11 protein-coding genes, 3 tRNA genes and 4 rRNA genes are annotated in these 15948 nt (G+C 53.1%); 13 read left to right on the top strand and 5 right to left on the bottom strand.

The genetic code is table 11. The features are described from left to right. Nucleotides 1-28: 28 nt before the first annotated feature. The 4 genes from trkA to def all read right to left on the bottom strand — a co-directional run bounded on the left by trkA (nt 29) and on the right by def (nt 4317). Nucleotides 29-1405 carry a Trk system potassium transporter TrkA gene (gene trkA / locus NHG65_RS23770; protein ID WP_099065720.1) on the bottom strand — a complete coding sequence of 459 codons (1377 nt, stop codon included), beginning with the start codon at nt 1403-1405 and terminating at the stop codon, nt 29-31. A gap of 77 nt (nt 1406-1482) precedes the next feature. Further along, nucleotides 1483-2772, bottom strand: a complete 1290-nt coding sequence (rsmB, locus tag NHG65_RS23765) for a 16S rRNA (cytosine(967)-C(5))-methyltransferase RsmB (RefSeq protein ID WP_219017119.1) — start codon at nt 2770-2772, stop codon at nt 1483-1485. A 73-nt stretch (nt 2773-2845) separates the two neighbouring features. Next, nucleotides 2846-3790, bottom strand: coding sequence for a methionyl-tRNA formyltransferase (fmt, locus tag NHG65_RS23760; protein WP_261418399.1), 945 nt, complete (start codon nt 3788-3790; stop codon nt 2846-2848). A 17-nt stretch (nt 3791-3807) separates the two neighbouring features. Further along, nucleotides 3808-4317: a peptide deformylase gene (gene def / locus NHG65_RS23755; RefSeq protein WP_085119631.1), complete on the bottom strand. Its 510-nt coding sequence runs from the start codon at nt 4315-4317 to the stop codon at nt 3808-3810. Nucleotides 4318-4450: 133 nt separating this feature from the next. Between def and dprA the strand changes: the two genes are divergently transcribed. From dprA to aroE, 5 genes are read left to right on the top strand one after another with little or no spacing between them, the layout of a single operon-like run. Further along, nucleotides 4451-5572 carry a DNA-protecting protein DprA gene (gene dprA, locus NHG65_RS23750; RefSeq protein ID WP_499182744.1) on the top strand — a complete coding sequence of 374 codons (1122 nt, stop codon included), beginning with the start codon at nt 4451-4453 and terminating at the stop codon, nt 5570-5572. Beyond that, the gene (smg, locus tag NHG65_RS23745) at nt 5544-6017 is read left to right on the top strand and encodes a DUF494 family protein Smg (RefSeq protein WP_012147203.1); all 474 of its coding nucleotides are present in this window, start codon (nt 5544-5546) and stop codon (nt 6015-6017) included. The genes dprA and smg overlap by 29 nt, the downstream gene beginning before the upstream one ends. Before the next feature lie 25 nt (nt 6018-6042). Continuing rightward, nucleotides 6043-6588 (top strand): DNA topoisomerase family protein, encoded by a 546-nt coding sequence (locus NHG65_RS23740; protein ID WP_099065716.1) that lies wholly within the window; start codon nt 6043-6045, stop codon nt 6586-6588. 7 nt (nt 6589-6595) lie between these two features. Beyond that, the gene (gene tsaC / locus NHG65_RS23735; protein WP_283603962.1) at nt 6596-7165 is read left to right on the top strand and encodes an L-threonylcarbamoyladenylate synthase type 1 TsaC; all 570 of its coding nucleotides are present in this window, start codon (nt 6596-6598) and stop codon (nt 7163-7165) included. 11 nt (nt 7166-7176) lie between these two features. Continuing rightward, on the top strand, nt 7177-7995 hold the full coding sequence (gene aroE, locus NHG65_RS23730; RefSeq protein WP_099065726.1) for a shikimate dehydrogenase: 819 nt from the start codon (nt 7177-7179) through the stop codon (nt 7993-7995). 37 nt (nt 7996-8032) lie between these two features. Here the strand turns inward: aroE and NHG65_RS23725 are convergent, their stop codons facing one another. Next, a complete protein-coding gene (locus tag NHG65_RS23725; RefSeq protein ID WP_085119627.1) occupies nt 8033-8575 on the bottom strand; it encodes a gamma carbonic anhydrase family protein in 543 nt (180 codons plus the stop codon). Between the two features lie 537 nt (nt 8576-9112). Here NHG65_RS23725 and NHG65_RS23720 point away from each other — a divergent pair. From NHG65_RS23720 to metA, 8 genes are all read left to right on the top strand, one after another. Continuing rightward, a 16S ribosomal RNA gene (locus tag NHG65_RS23720) occupies nt 9113-10655 on the top strand. 102 nt (nt 10656-10757) lie between these two features. Continuing rightward, nucleotides 10758-10834 (top strand) — tRNA-Ile (locus NHG65_RS23715). A gap of 125 nt (nt 10835-10959) precedes the next feature. Next, a tRNA-Ala gene (locus NHG65_RS23710) sits at nt 10960-11035 on the top strand. A gap of 194 nt (nt 11036-11229) precedes the next feature. Beyond that, nucleotides 11230-14138 (top strand): 23S ribosomal RNA (locus NHG65_RS23705). 102 nt (nt 14139-14240) lie between these two features. Then, nucleotides 14241-14356: ribosomal RNA gene (gene rrf / locus NHG65_RS23700) — 5S ribosomal RNA — on the top strand. A 13-nt stretch (nt 14357-14369) separates the two neighbouring features. Then, nucleotides 14370-14445, top strand: a tRNA-Thr gene (locus NHG65_RS23695). A gap of 50 nt (nt 14446-14495) precedes the next feature. Further along, nucleotides 14496-14611: ribosomal RNA gene (gene rrf, locus NHG65_RS23690) — 5S ribosomal RNA — on the top strand. The 16S, 23S and 5S rRNA genes sit together here with 3 tRNA genes alongside, the layout of an rRNA operon. A 377-nt stretch (nt 14612-14988) precedes the next feature. After that, entirely contained in the window at nt 14989-15918 is a 930-nt protein-coding gene (gene metA / locus NHG65_RS23685; protein ID WP_099065617.1) for a homoserine O-acetyltransferase MetA, read from the top strand. The last annotated feature ends 30 nt before the right edge of the window (nt 15919-15948 follow it).

Here is a 15948-nt window from a genome sequence, read left to right as displayed (position 1 = left end):
TTATAGACCATCTATTACTACATTTGTTCTACAAGAAGAATGGACTTGGTTGGAACAGGCGTTCAACGTCAGGAACGAACTTTTTGTCGGTTATAAACATAATGACATGATCGCCTTGTTCAATTTTGCTGCTGCCGTTGGCAATAATAACGTCATCACCGCGCACAATGGCACCAATGGTGGTACCCGGCGGCAATTTAATATTTTCAACGGTGCGACCGACCACTTTTGAGGTACTCTCATCACCGTGCGCAATGGCTTCGATGGCTTCCGCGACACCGCGGCGGAGTGAGGAAACGCTGACAATATCTGCTTTTCTTACATGGCCCAACAGCGCTGAAATGGTTGCCTGTTGTGGGGAAATGGCAATGTCGATGACGCTGCCCTGTACCAGGTCAACATAGGCACGACGCTGAATCAACACCATGACCTTTTTGGCGCCCATGCGCTTGGCGAGCATAGCCGACATAATGTTTGCTTCGTCGTCATTGGTGATAGCGATAAAGACATCGACCTGATCAACATGTTCTTCCGCCAGCAGTTCCTGGTCCGAGGCATCGCCATAAAATACGATGGTGTCATGCAGTTGCTCGGCCAGTTCTGCGGCACGTTGCTGATTACGTTCAATCAGCTTCACGTTGTAGGATTTCTCTAACCGTTGCGCCAGGCCCGCACCGACGTTGCCTCCCCCGACAATCATGATGCGCTTATAGGGTTTCTCTAATCGTTGTAGTTCACTCATTACCGCACGGATGTGCTGCGAGGCGGCAACAAAGAACACTTCATCACCGGCTTCAATAATAGTGGAACCCTGCGGGCGAATCGGTCGATCCTGGCGGAAGATAGCAGCGACGCGAGTATCAATGTGCGGCATATGTTCACGCATTGAAGACAGAGCGTTACCCACTAACGGGCCACCGTAGTAAGCTTTTACTGCGGCGATGCTGACCTTGCCTTCTGCAAAGTTGACTACTTGCAGCGCGCCCGGGTATTCAATCAATTTATAGATGTAATCGATAACCAGCTGTTCTGGTGAGATCAGGTGGTCAATGGGCACCGCTTCCGGATTAAACAGCTTCTCTGACTCACGGATATATTCTGGCGCACGGATGCGGGCGATTCGGTTAGGGGTATTAAACAGCGAGTAGGCAATCTGACAGGCAATCATGTTGGTTTCGTCTGAGTTGGTGACGGCAACCAGCATATCGGCATCTTCAGCCCCTGCTTCTCGCAGCACGCGTGGATGAGAGCCATAGCCCTGAACAACCCGCAGGTCGAACTTATCCTGTAACTGACGCAGGCGGCCGGAGTCGGTATCCACGACGGTAATATCGTTATTTTCGCCCACCAGGTTTTCCGCCAGTGTCCCGCCAACCTGACCCGCGCCAAGAATAATTATTTTCATTCGCTTCTCTGCTTCACACTGAAACCGCTGAAGATTATCTGAAAGGGCGCAACAGCCGCGCCCAGAGTACTGAACAGCTACATTTTAATCAGCTTAGCGTAAAAGAAGCCATCCCCATCCTCTGGATGTGGAAGATTCTGTCGGCCAGGCTGTTGCTCGTTGCCGGTTTCAACCAGACGGGCCTCGGGATGACGCTGAAGGAAGGCGCTAATCTGCTCTGAGTTTTCTGCCGGCAGAATGGAGCAGGTGGCATACACCATCACGCCTCCGCTTTTGAGATGCGGCCAGATGGCCTCAATAATCTCGGCCTGCAGCGCGGCCAGCTCAGCGATGTCTCGATCGCGACGCAGCCATTTGATATCTGGATGGCGGCGGATCACACCGGTAGCTGAGCAAGGGGCGTCCAACAAAATACGATCGAACTGCTTGTCGCCGCACCATTGTTGCGGAGTGCGGCCATCGCCCTGCTTCACTTCAGCGTGTAAACGCAGGCGTTGCAGGTTTTCTTTGACCCGGCTCAGACGTTGTTCATCGATATCGACGGCCATCACATGGGCTTTGGGAGCCGCTTCTAAAATGTGGGTGGTTTTACCGCCGGGAGCTGCGCACAAATCGAGGATCTGCTCTCCGTCTTGCGGATCCAGCAGATCGACACAACCCTGAGCGGAGGCATCTTGCACGGTGACCCAGCCGTCGGCAAAGCCCGGCAGATCGGTAACGGGGCATGGCGCAAGCAAACGCACGGCATCGCGATATTCGGCATGCGGTTCGGCGGCGATATCAGCCTGTTCCATCAACTGTAAATAGGCTTCGCGAGTGTGATGCAAGCGGTTGACGCGCAGCCACATTGGCGGTTTCTGATTATTGGCATCAATAATCTGTTCCCACTGCGCGGGATAGGCCTGTTGGATACGCTTCAACAGCCAGCTTGGGTGCAGATAGCGGCTGTCATTATTGGCAGCACGTTGCAGCAATTCTTCCTGCTGACGTTGGAACTGGCGCAGTACGCCGTTGATCAGACCTTTAAGCTGCGGGCGCTTCAGCGCAACTGCGCCTTCCACGGTTTCCGCCAGCACCGCGTGAGCGGGAATACGGGTATACAGCAGTTGGTATAAGCCGACCATCAGCAAATAGTGCAGCGTACGCTGCTTGCCGGTCATTGGCTTGGCCATTAATTGTTGAATACACCATTCCAGCTGCGGCAGCACGCGCAGGGTGCCGAAGCACAGTTCCTGCAGCAGAGCACGGTCCTTGTCAGAAATGGTCTTTTGCAGTGACGGCAGGACAGTACTGAGTGACTGGCCCTGATCCAGCACCTGGCCGATGGCTTTGGCAGCGATGCTGCGGAGATTGTAATTGTTTTTCATAGGCTAAAGCTGATAACGATCGGCATTAAGAAAGAAACAGCCCGGCGATTATCGGCCGGGCAGTGGGGGCGGTTTATAACCGGTTGCCCGGTGTAAACCATTCACGACGTGAGTTCAGCAGATCCTGCGCTGACATGGGTTTTTTGCCTGCCGGCTGCAGTTGAGTCAGGTTAAGAATACCCTCGGAGGTCGCCACCTGAATGCCGTGCTTGTCGGCATGGACGATGGTGCCAGGTTCTGCGTCCGTGCTCTGCGTCAGCACCGTTGCTTGCCATACCTTCACCGGTTGATCGTCAATGGTGAAATAGCTGACTGGCCACGGGTTGAAGGCACGAATACAGCGTTCAAGTTGCGTAGCGGACAGGCTCCAGTCCAGGCGAGCTTCTTCTTTGCTCAGCTTTTCGGCGTAGGTAACCAGCGATTCATCCTGCACTTCACGTTTCGCCGTACCCTCAGCCATCTGCTGCAGCGTGGTCAGCAAACCCTGCGGGCCAAGCTGAGCCAGCTTGTCGTACAGACTGGCGCTGGTGTCAGCGGCTTCGATCGGGCAGGCGATCTTGTGCATCATATCGCCAGTGTCCAAACCCACGTCCATCTGCATGATGGTCACGCCGGTTTCGTTATCGCCGGCCCAGAGGGAACGTTGGATCGGGGCGGCACCACGCCAGCGTGGCAGCAGTGAACCGTGGACGTTGATGCAACCGAGTCGCGGCATATCCAGCACCGCTTTGGGCAGGATCAGACCATAAGCCACAACCACCATGACATCGGCGTTGAGATCGGCAACCAGGTGCTGGTTCTCTTCCGGGCGCAGTGATTTGGGCTGAAACACCGGTAAATGGTGCTGCTCGGCCAGAACCTTGACCGGGCTGGGTGTCAGCTTGTTGCCGCGACCGGCAGGGCGGTCAGGTTGGGTGAAAACCCCGACAATCTGGTGCCCAGATGACAACAGCGCGTCAAGATGACGCGCTGCGAAGTCTGGAGTTCCGGCGAAAATAATCCGTAAAGAGTCAGACACGTTGATTTCCTGATCGGTTAGGCGCGGGCGTTAAGCTTGGCCATTTTTTCCAGTTTCTGACGAATACGCTGGCGCTTCAGTGGCGACAGGTAATCGACGAACAGCTTGCCTACCAGGTGATCCATTTCGTGCTGGATACAGATGGCCAACAGGTCGTCGGCTTCCAGCTCAAAAGGTTTGCCGTCGCGATCCAGCGCTCTGATTTTCACCGTAGCGGCACGCGGGACTAAAGCACGCTGTTCGGGAATGGAAAGGCAACCTTCCTCAATCCCGGTTTCACCGCCTTTTTCCAGCAGTTCCGGGTTGATCAGCACCAGGCGCTGATCGCGGTTCTCAGAAACGTCAATGACGATAATGCGCTGATGGATATCCACCTGTGTCGCAGCCAGGCCAATGCCTTCCTCTGCGTACATGGTTTCAAACATATCATCCACGATGCGCTGGATATTCGCATTGACTTCTTTAACCGGGGCCGCGACTTTGCGCAGCCGGTCGTCTGGGTAATGTAATACCTGCAATACTGACATATATCTTGAGATCTGTATCCGAGTGATAAACGAGGTTTAGCTTCTATTCTAGACATTTCCCAGCCTGATTGACAGCATTGCGCACCAATTGCTCGAATTGGTAATACCACCATTTTCTGCGAGGGAACAGGCGATGCAGGCACAGGAAATCGGCATACGAATGCGTGGGGTCACCGGGCTGGATACGGCACAAGCCAGCCAGATAATACGGCAAATGGTGACGGCCGGTGGGCCGCCGTATTCTTTGCTGCGGGAGTTGGGGCTGAATGACCGGCAGCAGGCCCAGTTTCGCCAGGTGGATCCACGCTACCTGGCCGCTACGCTTACCTGGTTGGAACAGCCTGAAAACCTGTTGTGGATCTATGGCGAGGCTGACTACCCGGAGCGGCTGCTCCCTATCGATGATGCACCTTTGCTGCTGTTGGTAAAGGGTAACCCGGCAGCCGTGCAGCAGCCGCAAATCGCTATGGTTGGCAGTCGGCAGTTCAGCCATTACGGTGAACACTGGGCCAATTACTTTGCCACCGGATTGGTGCACTGTGGGTTTACCATCACCAGCGGGCTGGCCCTTGGCATCGACAGTATTTGCCACCGTGCAGCGTTGGCTGCTGAAGGGGGAACCGTCGCCGTTCTGGGCAGCGGCCTGGCCAACATCTATCCGCGCCGGCATCAACGCCTGGCAGAACAGATCGTTGAAAGCGGCGGAGCCCTGGTTTCTGAGTATCTGGCCACCGATCTGCCGATGCCTGACCACTTTCCACGCCGTAATCGCATTATCAGTGGATTAAGCCTGGGCGTGGTGGTCATCGAAGCCTCCCTGCGCAGCGGTACGCTGATTACTGCCCGTTACGCTCTGGAACAGGGGCGTGAGGTTTTTGCTTTACCCGGGGCACTGGGCAACCCAATGAGTGAAGGTACGCATTGGCTGATCCAGCAGGGGGCCTATCTGGTTACCGGGCCGAAAGAGATCGCTGAGCAACTGGGAAGCGGCCTGCATTGGCTGTCGCTGAACGAAAATACAACTATTTGTGCGTCAGAAGCCGAAGTTGAATTGCCATTTGCCGATGTGTTGGCTAACGTAGGAGATGAGGTGACACCTGTTGACGTCGTCGCTGAACGTGCCGGCCAACCTGTGCCAGAGGTGGTAATCAAGTTACTCGATCTGGAGTTAGCAGGGTGGATCGCAGCTGTACCCGGCGGCTATGTCCGAATAAGGAGGGCAGGCCATGTTCGACGTACTGATGTACTTGTTTGAAACTTATATCCACAATGAACCAGAGATGCGCGTCGATCAGGATCAACTGACCGATGATCTCGCTCAGGCGGGGTTTCATCGGGATGATATCTACAACGCGTTGAATTGGCTTGAAAAACTCGCCGACCTGCAGGAAGGCGAAAATGCGCCGTATTTTATGGATGCCGATCCGCTGGCAATGCGGATTTACACCGAAGAAGAAGGCGTGCGTTTGGATGCCAGTTGCCGTGGTTTCCTCCTGTTCCTGGAGCAGATTCAGGTATTGAACCTCGAAACCCGTGAAATGGTTATCGATCGTGTTATGGCTTTGGATAACACGGAATTCGATCTCGAAGATCTGAAATGGGTGGTGTTGATGGTGCTGTTTAATATCCCCGGATATGAAAGTGCCTATCAGCAAATGGAAGAACTGTTGTTTGAAGTAAACGAAGGTTATCTGCACTGAGCCGATAACATGAATAGAAGAAGTTATGACAAAAGCAGCGATTTTTGCCGCCAGGCAAAATGAACCCTGTCCGGAATGCGGGGCCGAGTTGGTGATCCGCAGTGGTCGCCACGGCCCCTTCCTCGGCTGTTCCCGTTATCCTGAATGCCAACATATCCGGCCGTTGAAAGCGCAGGCCGATGGCCATATCGTCAAAATGCTGGATGGGCAGGAATGCCCGAAATGCCAGGCGACGCTGGCCTTGCGTCAGGGCCGTTACGGTATGTTTATCGCTTGCAGCAACTATCCGGAGTGCGACCACACCGAGGTCATCGATAAACCGGACGAAACCAGTATCAGCTGTCCGCAGTGCGAGCAGGGCAAACTGCTGCAGCGCAAATCGCGCTATGGCAAGGTGTTCCACTCTTGCGATCGCTACCCTGAATGCCAGTTTGTTCTCAATTTTAAACCCGTCGCCGGTGAGTGTGAGTACTGCCACTATCCGTTGCTGATGGAAAAGCGCACGGCGAAAGGCCCAACCCTTTGCTGTGCCAGTAAACTTTGCGGGAAACCCGTAGTCACTACAGAATAATGACATCATGAACTCAGAATCCACTGCCACCTTCCTGCCAATTATTGACGCGCTGTATAATCACCAGGTCATTGCCTACCCGACCGAGGCGGTATTTGGCCTGGGTTGCGATCCCGACAGCGAGCAGGCGGTTAATGCCTTATTGGCACTGAAACAGCGTCCCTGGGAAAAGGGACTGATCCTGATTGCGGCCGATTATGCGCAGCTAACACCTTATATAGATGACACCGTGCTGAGTGAGCAGCAGCGTGCCACGATGTTTGCCAGTTGGCCGGGCCCGGTGACCTGGGTAATTCCTGCCAGGCCGGAAACGCCACGCTTGCTAACCGGTCGTTTCAACTCGTTGGCGGTACGTGTTAGCGACCACCCATTGGTGCAGCAACTTTGCCGGCAGTTTGGCAAACCGCTGGTATCGACCAGCGCCAATCTCAGCGGGCAAGAGCCTTGCCGCAGCGCCGATGAAGTGCAGCAGCAGTTTGGTGCCGCTTTCCCGGTGCTGGCCGGCAGCGTCGGTGGCCGTCTTAACCCTTCTGAAATCAGAGATGTCCTGACCGGTAAGCAAATCCGTCAAGGCTAGAGGTCATGTACATGGAGAAGTTTGCGGTATTCGGTAACCCTATCGGTCACAGCAAATCACCGCGTATTCATGCGCTATTTGCCGCCCAAACAGGTATAGAACACCCTTATGGTACGGTGCTGGCGCCGCTGGACGGTTTTGAAACCACTCTGCAGGCGTTTATTCAGGCTGGTGGTCAGGGAGCGAACGTCACGGTTCCCTTTAAAGAGAAGGCCTACGAGGCGGCGACTGAACTGAGTCAACGGGCCTCGCTGGCCGGTGCGGTAAATACCTTGAAAATACTGCCAGACGGCGGGTTACTGGGTGACAACACCGATGGGATCGGCCTGCTGACCGATCTTGAACGTCAGGGGTTGATCCAACCGAAGGATCGTATCCTGCTGGTGGGGGCGGGTGGCGCGGCGCGCGGCGTGATCTTGCCACTACTGTCTTTTGGCTGTGAAGTGGTGATCACCAACCGTACTTTTAGCCGTGCGCAGACACTGGCGCAGGTATTCCAGCACCTGGGTGAAATATCCGCGTTGCCTCTGGATCAACTCGATCAACAACAGTTTGATTTAGTGATTAACGCAACGGCATCCGGTATCAGTGGTGACATCCCGGCGTTACCGGTTGGTACGGTCAATGGCCATACCCGTTGTTATGACATGTTTTATCAGCAAGGATTAACACCCTTCCTGGCCTGGGCGCAGCAACAGGGTGCCACAGAATATGCCGACGGTTTAGGGATGCTGGTGGGGCAGGCCGCGCATGCGTTTCTGTTGTGGCATGGTGTAATGCCGGAGATCGAACCGGTATTGCGTCAGCTGCGTCACGAACTGGCCGCGTAAATTCCGGCCCGTTCTCCGGTGAGGGAACGGGCGCTTGTCAGATATCTTCTGACAAGTATTCGTCTTTCCAGCGAACATAGTTAGTAGAAGAGTAAAGCAACCCCTCTCGCTCGGCGGCGGTCAGTGGACGAACCTGGCGTGCCGGGCTACCCATATAAAGATAACCGCTCGCCAGTCGTTTACCCGGCGCGACCAAGCTGCCGGCGCCAATCATTACATCATCTTCTATTACTGCACCATCCAGCAGGATCGATCCCATTCCTACCAGTACTCGATTGCCAATGGCACAGCCGTGCAACATGGCTTTGTGCCCAACGGTAACGTCTTCACCGATCAGCAACGGATAACCTTCAGGGTTATGTTCAGACTTATGGGTCACGTGCAACACGCTGCCATCCTGAATATTGCTGCGTGCACCAATTTTTACTGCGTTCACGTCGCCGCGGATAGCAACCAATGGCCAGATACTGACGTCATCGGCCAGCTCAACGTTGCCGATCACCACGCTGGAAGGGTCGATCATGACGCGTTGACCCAGTTTAGGAGAGTAATGAAGATAAGAACGTACTGCATCGGACATGGTAATAGCCTCACGTCGGGATCATATTTACCGGCAATACTAGACGCTGGCGGTGGAATTACAACCAACTGAAGTGACGGATCCTGTGGAAAACGGCCCTGATCGCGCAAGATCCACTCGAAGGGGCTGAAAAGTGTGCAAACAGTAAGAAAAGATCAAGAAAGGGGTTGTGCAAAAAATTCGGATCCCTATAATGCGCCTCCATCGACACGGAACATGTGAACAACTTCACAGAGTCTCCGGGGTTCGAAGAGAAAAAATCCTGAAATTTAGGGGTTGACTCTGAAAGAGGAAAGCGTAATATACGCCACCTCGAGATAGCAAGCTACGGCGGCTAACTCACTGCTCTTTAACAATTTATCAGACAATCTGTGTGGGCACTCCACAAGACGATATCCAGAACCTTCGGGTTCGAAAAAATATCAAGTCTTGAAGAGTGACCAAGCAATACGTTGTTTCGTTGGCTTGTCCAACAGAACGACTATTACGAAAGTTATTTTCGAGCATCGCTTCACGAGTTGAAGCAAATCAAGCTTTTAATTGAAGAGTTTGATCATGGCTCAGATTGAACGCTGGCGGCAGGCCTAACACATGCAAGTCGAGCGGTAGCACAGGAGAGCTTGCTCTCTGGGTGACGAGCGGCGGACGGGTGAGTAATGTCTGGGAAACTGCCTGATGGAGGGGGATAACTACTGGAAACGGTAGCTAATACCGCATAACGTCTTCGGACCAAAGTGGGGGACCTTCGGGCCTCACGCCATCAGATGTGCCCAGATGGGATTAGCTAGTAGGTGGGGTAATGGCTCACCTAGGCGACGATCCCTAGCTGGTCTGAGAGGATGACCAGCCACACTGGAACTGAGACACGGTCCAGACTCCTACGGGAGGCAGCAGTGGGGAATATTGCACAATGGGCGCAAGCCTGATGCAGCCATGCCGCGTGTGTGAAGAAGGCCTTCGGGTTGTAAAGCACTTTCAGCGAGGAGGAAGGGTAGTGTGTTAATAGCACATTGCATTGACGTTACTCGCAGAAGAAGCACCGGCTAACTCCGTGCCAGCAGCCGCGGTAATACGGAGGGTGCAAGCGTTAATCGGAATTACTGGGCGTAAAGCGCACGCAGGCGGTTTGTTAAGTCAGATGTGAAATCCCCGCGCTTAACGTGGGAACTGCATTTGAAACTGGCAAGCTAGAGTCTTGTAGAGGGGGGTAGAATTCCAGGTGTAGCGGTGAAATGCGTAGAGATCTGGAGGAATACCGGTGGCGAAGGCGGCCCCCTGGACAAAGACTGACGCTCAGGTGCGAAAGCGTGGGGAGCAAACAGGATTAGATACCCTGGTAGTCCACGCTGTAAACGATGTCGACTTGGAGGTTGTGCCCTTGAGGCGTGGCTTCCGGAGCTAACGCGTTAAGTCGACCGCCTGGGGAGTACGGCCGCAAGGTTAAAACTCAAATGAATTGACGGGGGCCCGCACAAGCGGTGGAGCATGTGGTTTAATTCGATGCAACGCGAAGAACCTTACCTACTCTTGACATCCACAGAATTCGGCAGAGATGCCTTAGTGCCTTCGGGAACTGTGAGACAGGTGCTGCATGGCTGTCGTCAGCTCGTGTTGTGAAATGTTGGGTTAAGTCCCGCAACGAGCGCAACCCTTATCCTTTGTTGCCAGCACGTCATGGTGGGAACTCAAAGGAGACTGCCGGTGATAAACCGGAGGAAGGTGGGGATGACGTCAAGTCATCATGGCCCTTACGAGTAGGGCTACACACGTGCTACAATGGCGTATACAAAGAGAAGCGAACTCGCGAGAGCCAGCGGACCTCATAAAGTACGTCGTAGTCCGGATCGGAGTCTGCAACTCGACTCCGTGAAGTCGGAATCGCTAGTAATCGTAGATCAGAATGCTACGGTGAATACGTTCCCGGGCCTTGTACACACCGCCCGTCACACCATGGGAGTGGGTTGCAAAAGAAGTAGGTAGCTTAACCTTCGGGAGGGCGCTTACCACTTTGTGATTCATGACTGGGGTGAAGTCGTAACAAGGTAACCGTAGGGGAACCTGCGGTTGGATCACCTCCTTACCTAATGATATTGATTGCGTGTAGTGCTCACACAGATTGTCTGATGAAATGAAAGAGAGCATAAGGTTTAATCTTCCCGGTTAAGCCTTAAAGCACCTTGTCGGGTCTGTAGCTCAGGTGGTTAGAGCGCACCCCTGATAAGGGTGAGGTCGGTGGTTCAAGTCCACTCAGACCCACCAATTCCCTCCTATCCTGCGTTGTCGCCCTGGTTGTTTACGTGAGTAAACGTCGCAGGACTTCGCTTTGACTAGAAGCGAATTGGCGAAGGTAGTAGACAGGGTGTAGAAAAATGCTTTTCTGATATGGGGCTATAGCTCAGCTGGGAGAGCGCCTGCCTTGCACGCAGGAGGTCAGCGGTTCGATCCCGCTTAGCTCCACCATATCAAAAAAATCTTAAAACTGATTCGCAAGAATCACGTTTAAGATTTTGCTCTTTAACAATCTGGAACAAGCTGAAAATTGAAACATGACAGCTGAAACTTACTCCTCCGTAGACGTATTGGAGTAAGGATTAACCTGTCATAGAGTCTCTCAAATGTAGCAGCACGAAGGTGGAAACACTTTTGGGTTGTGAGGTTAAGTGACTAAGCGTACACGGTGGATGCCTAGGCAGTCAGAGGCGATGAAGGGCGTGTTAATCTGCGATAAGCGTCGGTAAGGTGATATAAACCGTTATAACCGGCGATACCCGAATGGGGAAACCCAGTGCAATTCGTTGCACTATCATACGATGAATACATAGTCGTATGAGGCGAACCGGGGGAACTGAAACATCTAAGTACCCCGAGGAAAAGAAATCAACCGAGATTCCCCCAGTAGCGGCGAGCGAACGGGGAGGAGCCCAGAACCTGAATCAGTTCTTGTGTTAGTGGAAGCGTCTGGAAAGTCGCACAGTAAAGGGTGATAGTCCCGTACACTAAAATGCATTAATTGTGAGTTCGATGAGTAGGGCGGGACACGTGACATCCTGTCTGAATATGGGGGGACCATCCTCCAAGGCTAAATACTCCTGACTGACCGATAGTGAACCAGTACCGTGAGGGAAAGGCGAAAAGAACCCCGGCGAGGGGAGTGAAATAGAACCTGAAACCGTGTACGTACAAGCAGTGGGAGCCTACTAGTTGGGTGACTGCGTACCTTTTGTATAATGGGTCAGCGACTTATATTTTGTAGCAAGGTTAACCGTATAGGGGAGCCGTAGGGAAACCGAGTCTTAACTGGGCGAATAGTTGCAAGGTATAGACCCGAAACCCGGTGATCTAGCCATGGGCAGGTTGAAGGTTGGGTAACACTAACTGGAGGACCGAACCGACTAATGTTGAAAAATTAGCGGATGACTTGTGGCTGGGGGTGAAAGGCCAATCAAACCGGGAGATAGCTGGTTCTCCCCGAAAGCTATTTAGGTAGCGCCTCGTGAACTCATCTTCGGGGGTAGAGCACTGTTTCGGCTAGGGGGCCATCCCGGCTTACCAAACCGATGCAAACTCCGAATACCGAAGAATGTTATCACGGGAGACACACGGCGGGTGCTAACGTCCGTCGTGAAGAGGGAAACAACCCAGACCGCCAGCTAAGGTCCCAAAGTCATGGTTAAGTGGGAAACGATGTGGGAAGGCATAGACAGCCAGGATGTTGGCTTAGAAGCAGCCATCATTTAAAGAAAGCGTAATAGCTCACTGGTCGAGTCGGCCTGCGCGGAAGATGTAACGGGGCTAAACCATGCACCGAAGCTGCGGCAGCGACGCTTAGGCGTTGTTGGGTAGGGGAGCGTTCTGTAAGCCGTTGAAGGTGGCCTGTGAGGGTTGCTGGAGGTATCAGAAGTGCGAATGCTGACATAAGTAACGATAAAGCGGGTGAAAAACCCGCTCGCCGGAAGACCAAGGGTTCCTGTCCAACGTTAATCGGGGCAGGGTGAGTCGACCCCTAAGGCGAGGCCGAAAGGCGTAGTCGATGGGAAACAGGTTAATATTCCTGTACTCGGTGTTACTGCGAAGGGGGGACGGAGAAGGCTAGGCTAGCCGGGCGACGGTTGTCCCGGTTTAAGCGTGTAGGGGGAGTGACTTGGTAAATCCGGTTACTTATTCAACCCTGAGGCGTGATGACGATGCACTACGGTGCAGAAGTAGTTGATGCCAAGCTTCCAGGAAAAGCCTCTAAGCATCAGGTAACATCAAATCGTACCCCAAACCGACACAGGTGGTCAGGTAGAGAATACCAAGGCGCTTGAGAGAACTCGGGTGAAGGAACTAGGCAAAATGGTGCCGTAACTTCGGGAGAAGGCACGCTGGCGCGTAGGTGAAGAGACTTGCTCTCGGAGCTGAAGCCAGTCGCAGATACCAGCTGGCTGCAACTGTTTAATAAAAACACAGCACTGTGCAAACACGAAAGTGGACGTATACGGTGTGACGCCTGCCCGGTGCTGGAAGGTTAATTGATGGGGTCAGCCGCAAGGCGAAGCTCTTGATCGAAGCCCCAGTAAACGGCGGCCGTAACTATAACGGTCCTAAGGTAGCGAAATTCCTTGTCGGGTAAGTTCCGACCTGCACGAATGGCGTAATGATGGCCAGGCTGTCTCCACCCGAGACTCAGTGAAATTGAACTCGCTGTGAAGATGCAGTGTACCCGCGGCAAGACGGAAAGACCCCGTGAACCTTTACTATAGCTTGACACTGAACATTGAGCCTTGATGTGTAGGATAGGTGGGAGGCTTTGAAGCGTGGACGCCAGTCTGCGTGGAGCCAACCTTGAAATACCACCCTTTAATGTTTGATGTTCTAACTCGGCCCCGTAATCCGGGGTGAGGACAGTGTCTGGTGGGTAGTTTGACTGGGGCGGTCTCCTCCCAAAGAGTAACGGAGGAGCACGAAGGTTAGCTAATCACGGTCGGACATCGTGAGGTTAGTGCAAAGGCATAAGCTAGCTTGACTGCGAGAGTGACGGCTCGAGCAGGTACGAAAGTAGGTCTTAGTGATCCGGTGGTTCTGAATGGAAGGGCCATCGCTCAACGGATAAAAGGTACTCCGGGGATAACAGGCTGATACCGCCCAAGAGTTCATATCGACGGCGGTGTTTGGCACCTCGATGTCGGCTCATCACATCCTGGGGCTGAAGTAGGTCCCAAGGGTATGGCTGTTCGCCATTTAAAGTGGTACGCGAGCTGGGTTTAGAACGTCGTGAGACAGTTCGGTCCCTATCTGCCGTGGGCGTTGGAAGATTGAGAGGGGTTGCTCCTAGTACGAGAGGACCGGAGTGAACGCACCACTGGTGTTCGGGTTGTCATGCCAATGGCATTGCCCGGTAGCTAAGTGCGGAAAAGATAAGCGCTGAAAGCATCTAAGCGCGAAACTTGCCTCGAGATGAGTCTTCCCTGGGGACTTGATCCCCCTGAAGGAACGTTTAAGACTAAGACGTTGATAGGCTGGGTGTGTAAGTGCAGCGATGCATTGAGCTAACCAGTACTAATGATCCGTGAGACTTAACCTTACAACACCAAAAGTGTTTTGATTTGAGAGTAGATTTTCAGCGACGTTCCGAGATTGGTTCTGATGGCTACGGGTAGTAGCGGTTGGAATGAAACAGAATTTGCCTGGCGGCAATAGCGCGGTGGTCCCACCTGATCCCATGCCGAACTCAGAAGTGAAACGCCGTAGCGCCGATGGTAGTGTGGGGTCTCCCCATGCGAGAGTAGGACACTGCCAGGCATCAAATTAGTGTGCTGATATGGCTCAGTTGGTAGAGCGCACCCTTGGTAAGGGTGAGGTCCCCAGTTCGACTCTGGGTATCAGCACCACTTTATTAAAGTGGGTTTAGAAGTTCGGCGAAAAGAATTAAAAGAATTTGCTTGGCGGCAATAGCGCGGTGGTCCCACCTGACCCCATGCCGAACTCAGAAGTGAAACGCCGTAGCGCCGATGGTAGTGTGGGGTCTCCCCATGCGAGAGTAGGACACTGCCAAGCATCAAACAAAGTACGAAGCCCCATGCGAAAGCATGGGGCTTTTTACTTTTTCTGTTATTCGGTGTTCAACTCGAGCATGAACATGCGAAAAGCCCGTCGGGAACGGGCTTTAACGCCGCTTGCGGCGGCCCCAAAGGGGTGAGTCTCAGGATGAGACGAGTATTGTAGGACACTGCCAAGCATCAATTAAGCCAAGAGGCCATCCGAAAGGATGGCCTTTTTGCTTTGTGTTTTTAAAAAAACGCATGAATTCCACCTATACCAGCGCAATGAAACATTTTCACCTTCCTGTAGAACACTCGACATTGTGCCCAAAAACCGCTATCTTCGGGCATCTAGAAGTCTAAACGTTTAAATGGATGTGTGAGGGTTAAGCAATGCCGATTCGTGTTCCTGATGAGTTACCTGCAGTCAGTTTCTTGCGCAATGAGAATGTCTTTGTGATGACATCCTCTCGGGCAAAAACACAGGAAATCAGGCCGTTGAAAGTGCTGATCCTCAACCTGATGCCAAAAAAGATCGAGACGGAAAACCAATTTTTACGTCTGCTTTCCAACTCTTCGCTGCAAATTGATATCCAGCTGCTGCGTATCGATAGCCGCGAGTCGAAGAACACGCCGGCGGAGCATCTGAACAACTTCTACTGTGATTTTGAAGACATTCAGGATGAGAACTTTGATGGCTTGATTGTCACCGGGGCGCCGTTGGGACTGGTTGATTTCTGTGACGTTGCCTACTGGCCACAGATTGAACGGGTGATTGATTGGGCCAAGAACCACGTCACCTCCACGCTGTTTGTCTGTTGGGCGGTACAAGCTGCATTGAACATTCTGTACGGCATCCCGAAGATGACCCGTGAAGTGAAACTGTCGGGTGTTTATCAGCATCAAACACTGCAACAGCACGCGTTGCTGACCCGCGGTTTTGATGAGACCTTCCTGGCTCCCCATTCACGCTATGCGGACTTCCCCACGGAGATCATCCGCCAGTACACGGATTTGGATATCCTGGCCGAATCAGAGCAGACCGGGGCCTATTTGTTCGCCAGTAAAGACAAGCGCCTGGCGTTTGTTACCGGGCACCCGGAGTATGATGCGCTGACGTTGGCGGGTGAGTATTGTCGCGATAACGAGGCTGGTCTTAATCCAGTAGTACCCTTGAATTACTTCCCCGATGATAACCCCGAACTCACACCAAAAGCCTCCTGGCGCAGTCATGGCCACCTGTTGTTTGCCAACTGGCTCAACTACTATGTTTACCAGATCACGCCATACGATCTGCGTCATATGAACCCAACTCTCGAGTAACCTTTTTACCCCAATCGGCGGCTGAATCGA

It is taken from the genome of Serratia myotis (assembly GCF_027474885.1).
In the GTDB taxonomy this organism is placed as follows: Bacteria; Pseudomonadota; Gammaproteobacteria; order Enterobacterales; family Enterobacteriaceae; genus Serratia; species Serratia proteamaculans.
The sequence above is the reverse complement of the archived record's forward strand: the minus strand, read 5'-3'. Positions and strand labels throughout refer to the sequence as shown.

Coding starts and splice junctions, on each gene's coding strand:
- trkA (WP_099065720.1), bottom strand. CDS start 1,405: ATGAAAATAATTATTCTTGGCGCGGGTCAGGTTGGCGGGACACTGGCG.
- rsmB (WP_219017119.1), bottom strand. CDS start 2,772: ATGAAAAACAATTACAATCTCCGCAGCATCGCTGCCAAAGCCATCGGC.
- def (WP_085119631.1), bottom strand. CDS start 4,317: ATGTCAGTATTGCAGGTATTACATTACCCAGACGACCGGCTGCGCAAA.
- dprA (WP_499182744.1), top strand. CDS start 4,451: ATGCAGGCACAGGAAATCGGCATACGAATGCGTGGGGTCACCGGGCTG.
- smg (WP_012147203.1), top strand. CDS start 5,544: ATGTTCGACGTACTGATGTACTTGTTTGAAACTTATATCCACAATGAA.
- NHG65_RS23740 (WP_099065716.1), top strand. CDS start 6,043: ATGACAAAAGCAGCGATTTTTGCCGCCAGGCAAAATGAACCCTGTCCG.
- tsaC (WP_283603962.1), top strand. CDS start 6,596: ATGAACTCAGAATCCACTGCCACCTTCCTGCCAATTATTGACGCGCTG.
- aroE (WP_099065726.1), top strand. CDS start 7,177: ATGGAGAAGTTTGCGGTATTCGGTAACCCTATCGGTCACAGCAAATCA.
- NHG65_RS23725 (WP_085119627.1), bottom strand. CDS start 8,575: ATGTCCGATGCAGTACGTTCTTATCTTCATTACTCTCCTAAACTGGGT.
- metA (WP_099065617.1), top strand. CDS start 14,989: ATGCCGATTCGTGTTCCTGATGAGTTACCTGCAGTCAGTTTCTTGCGC.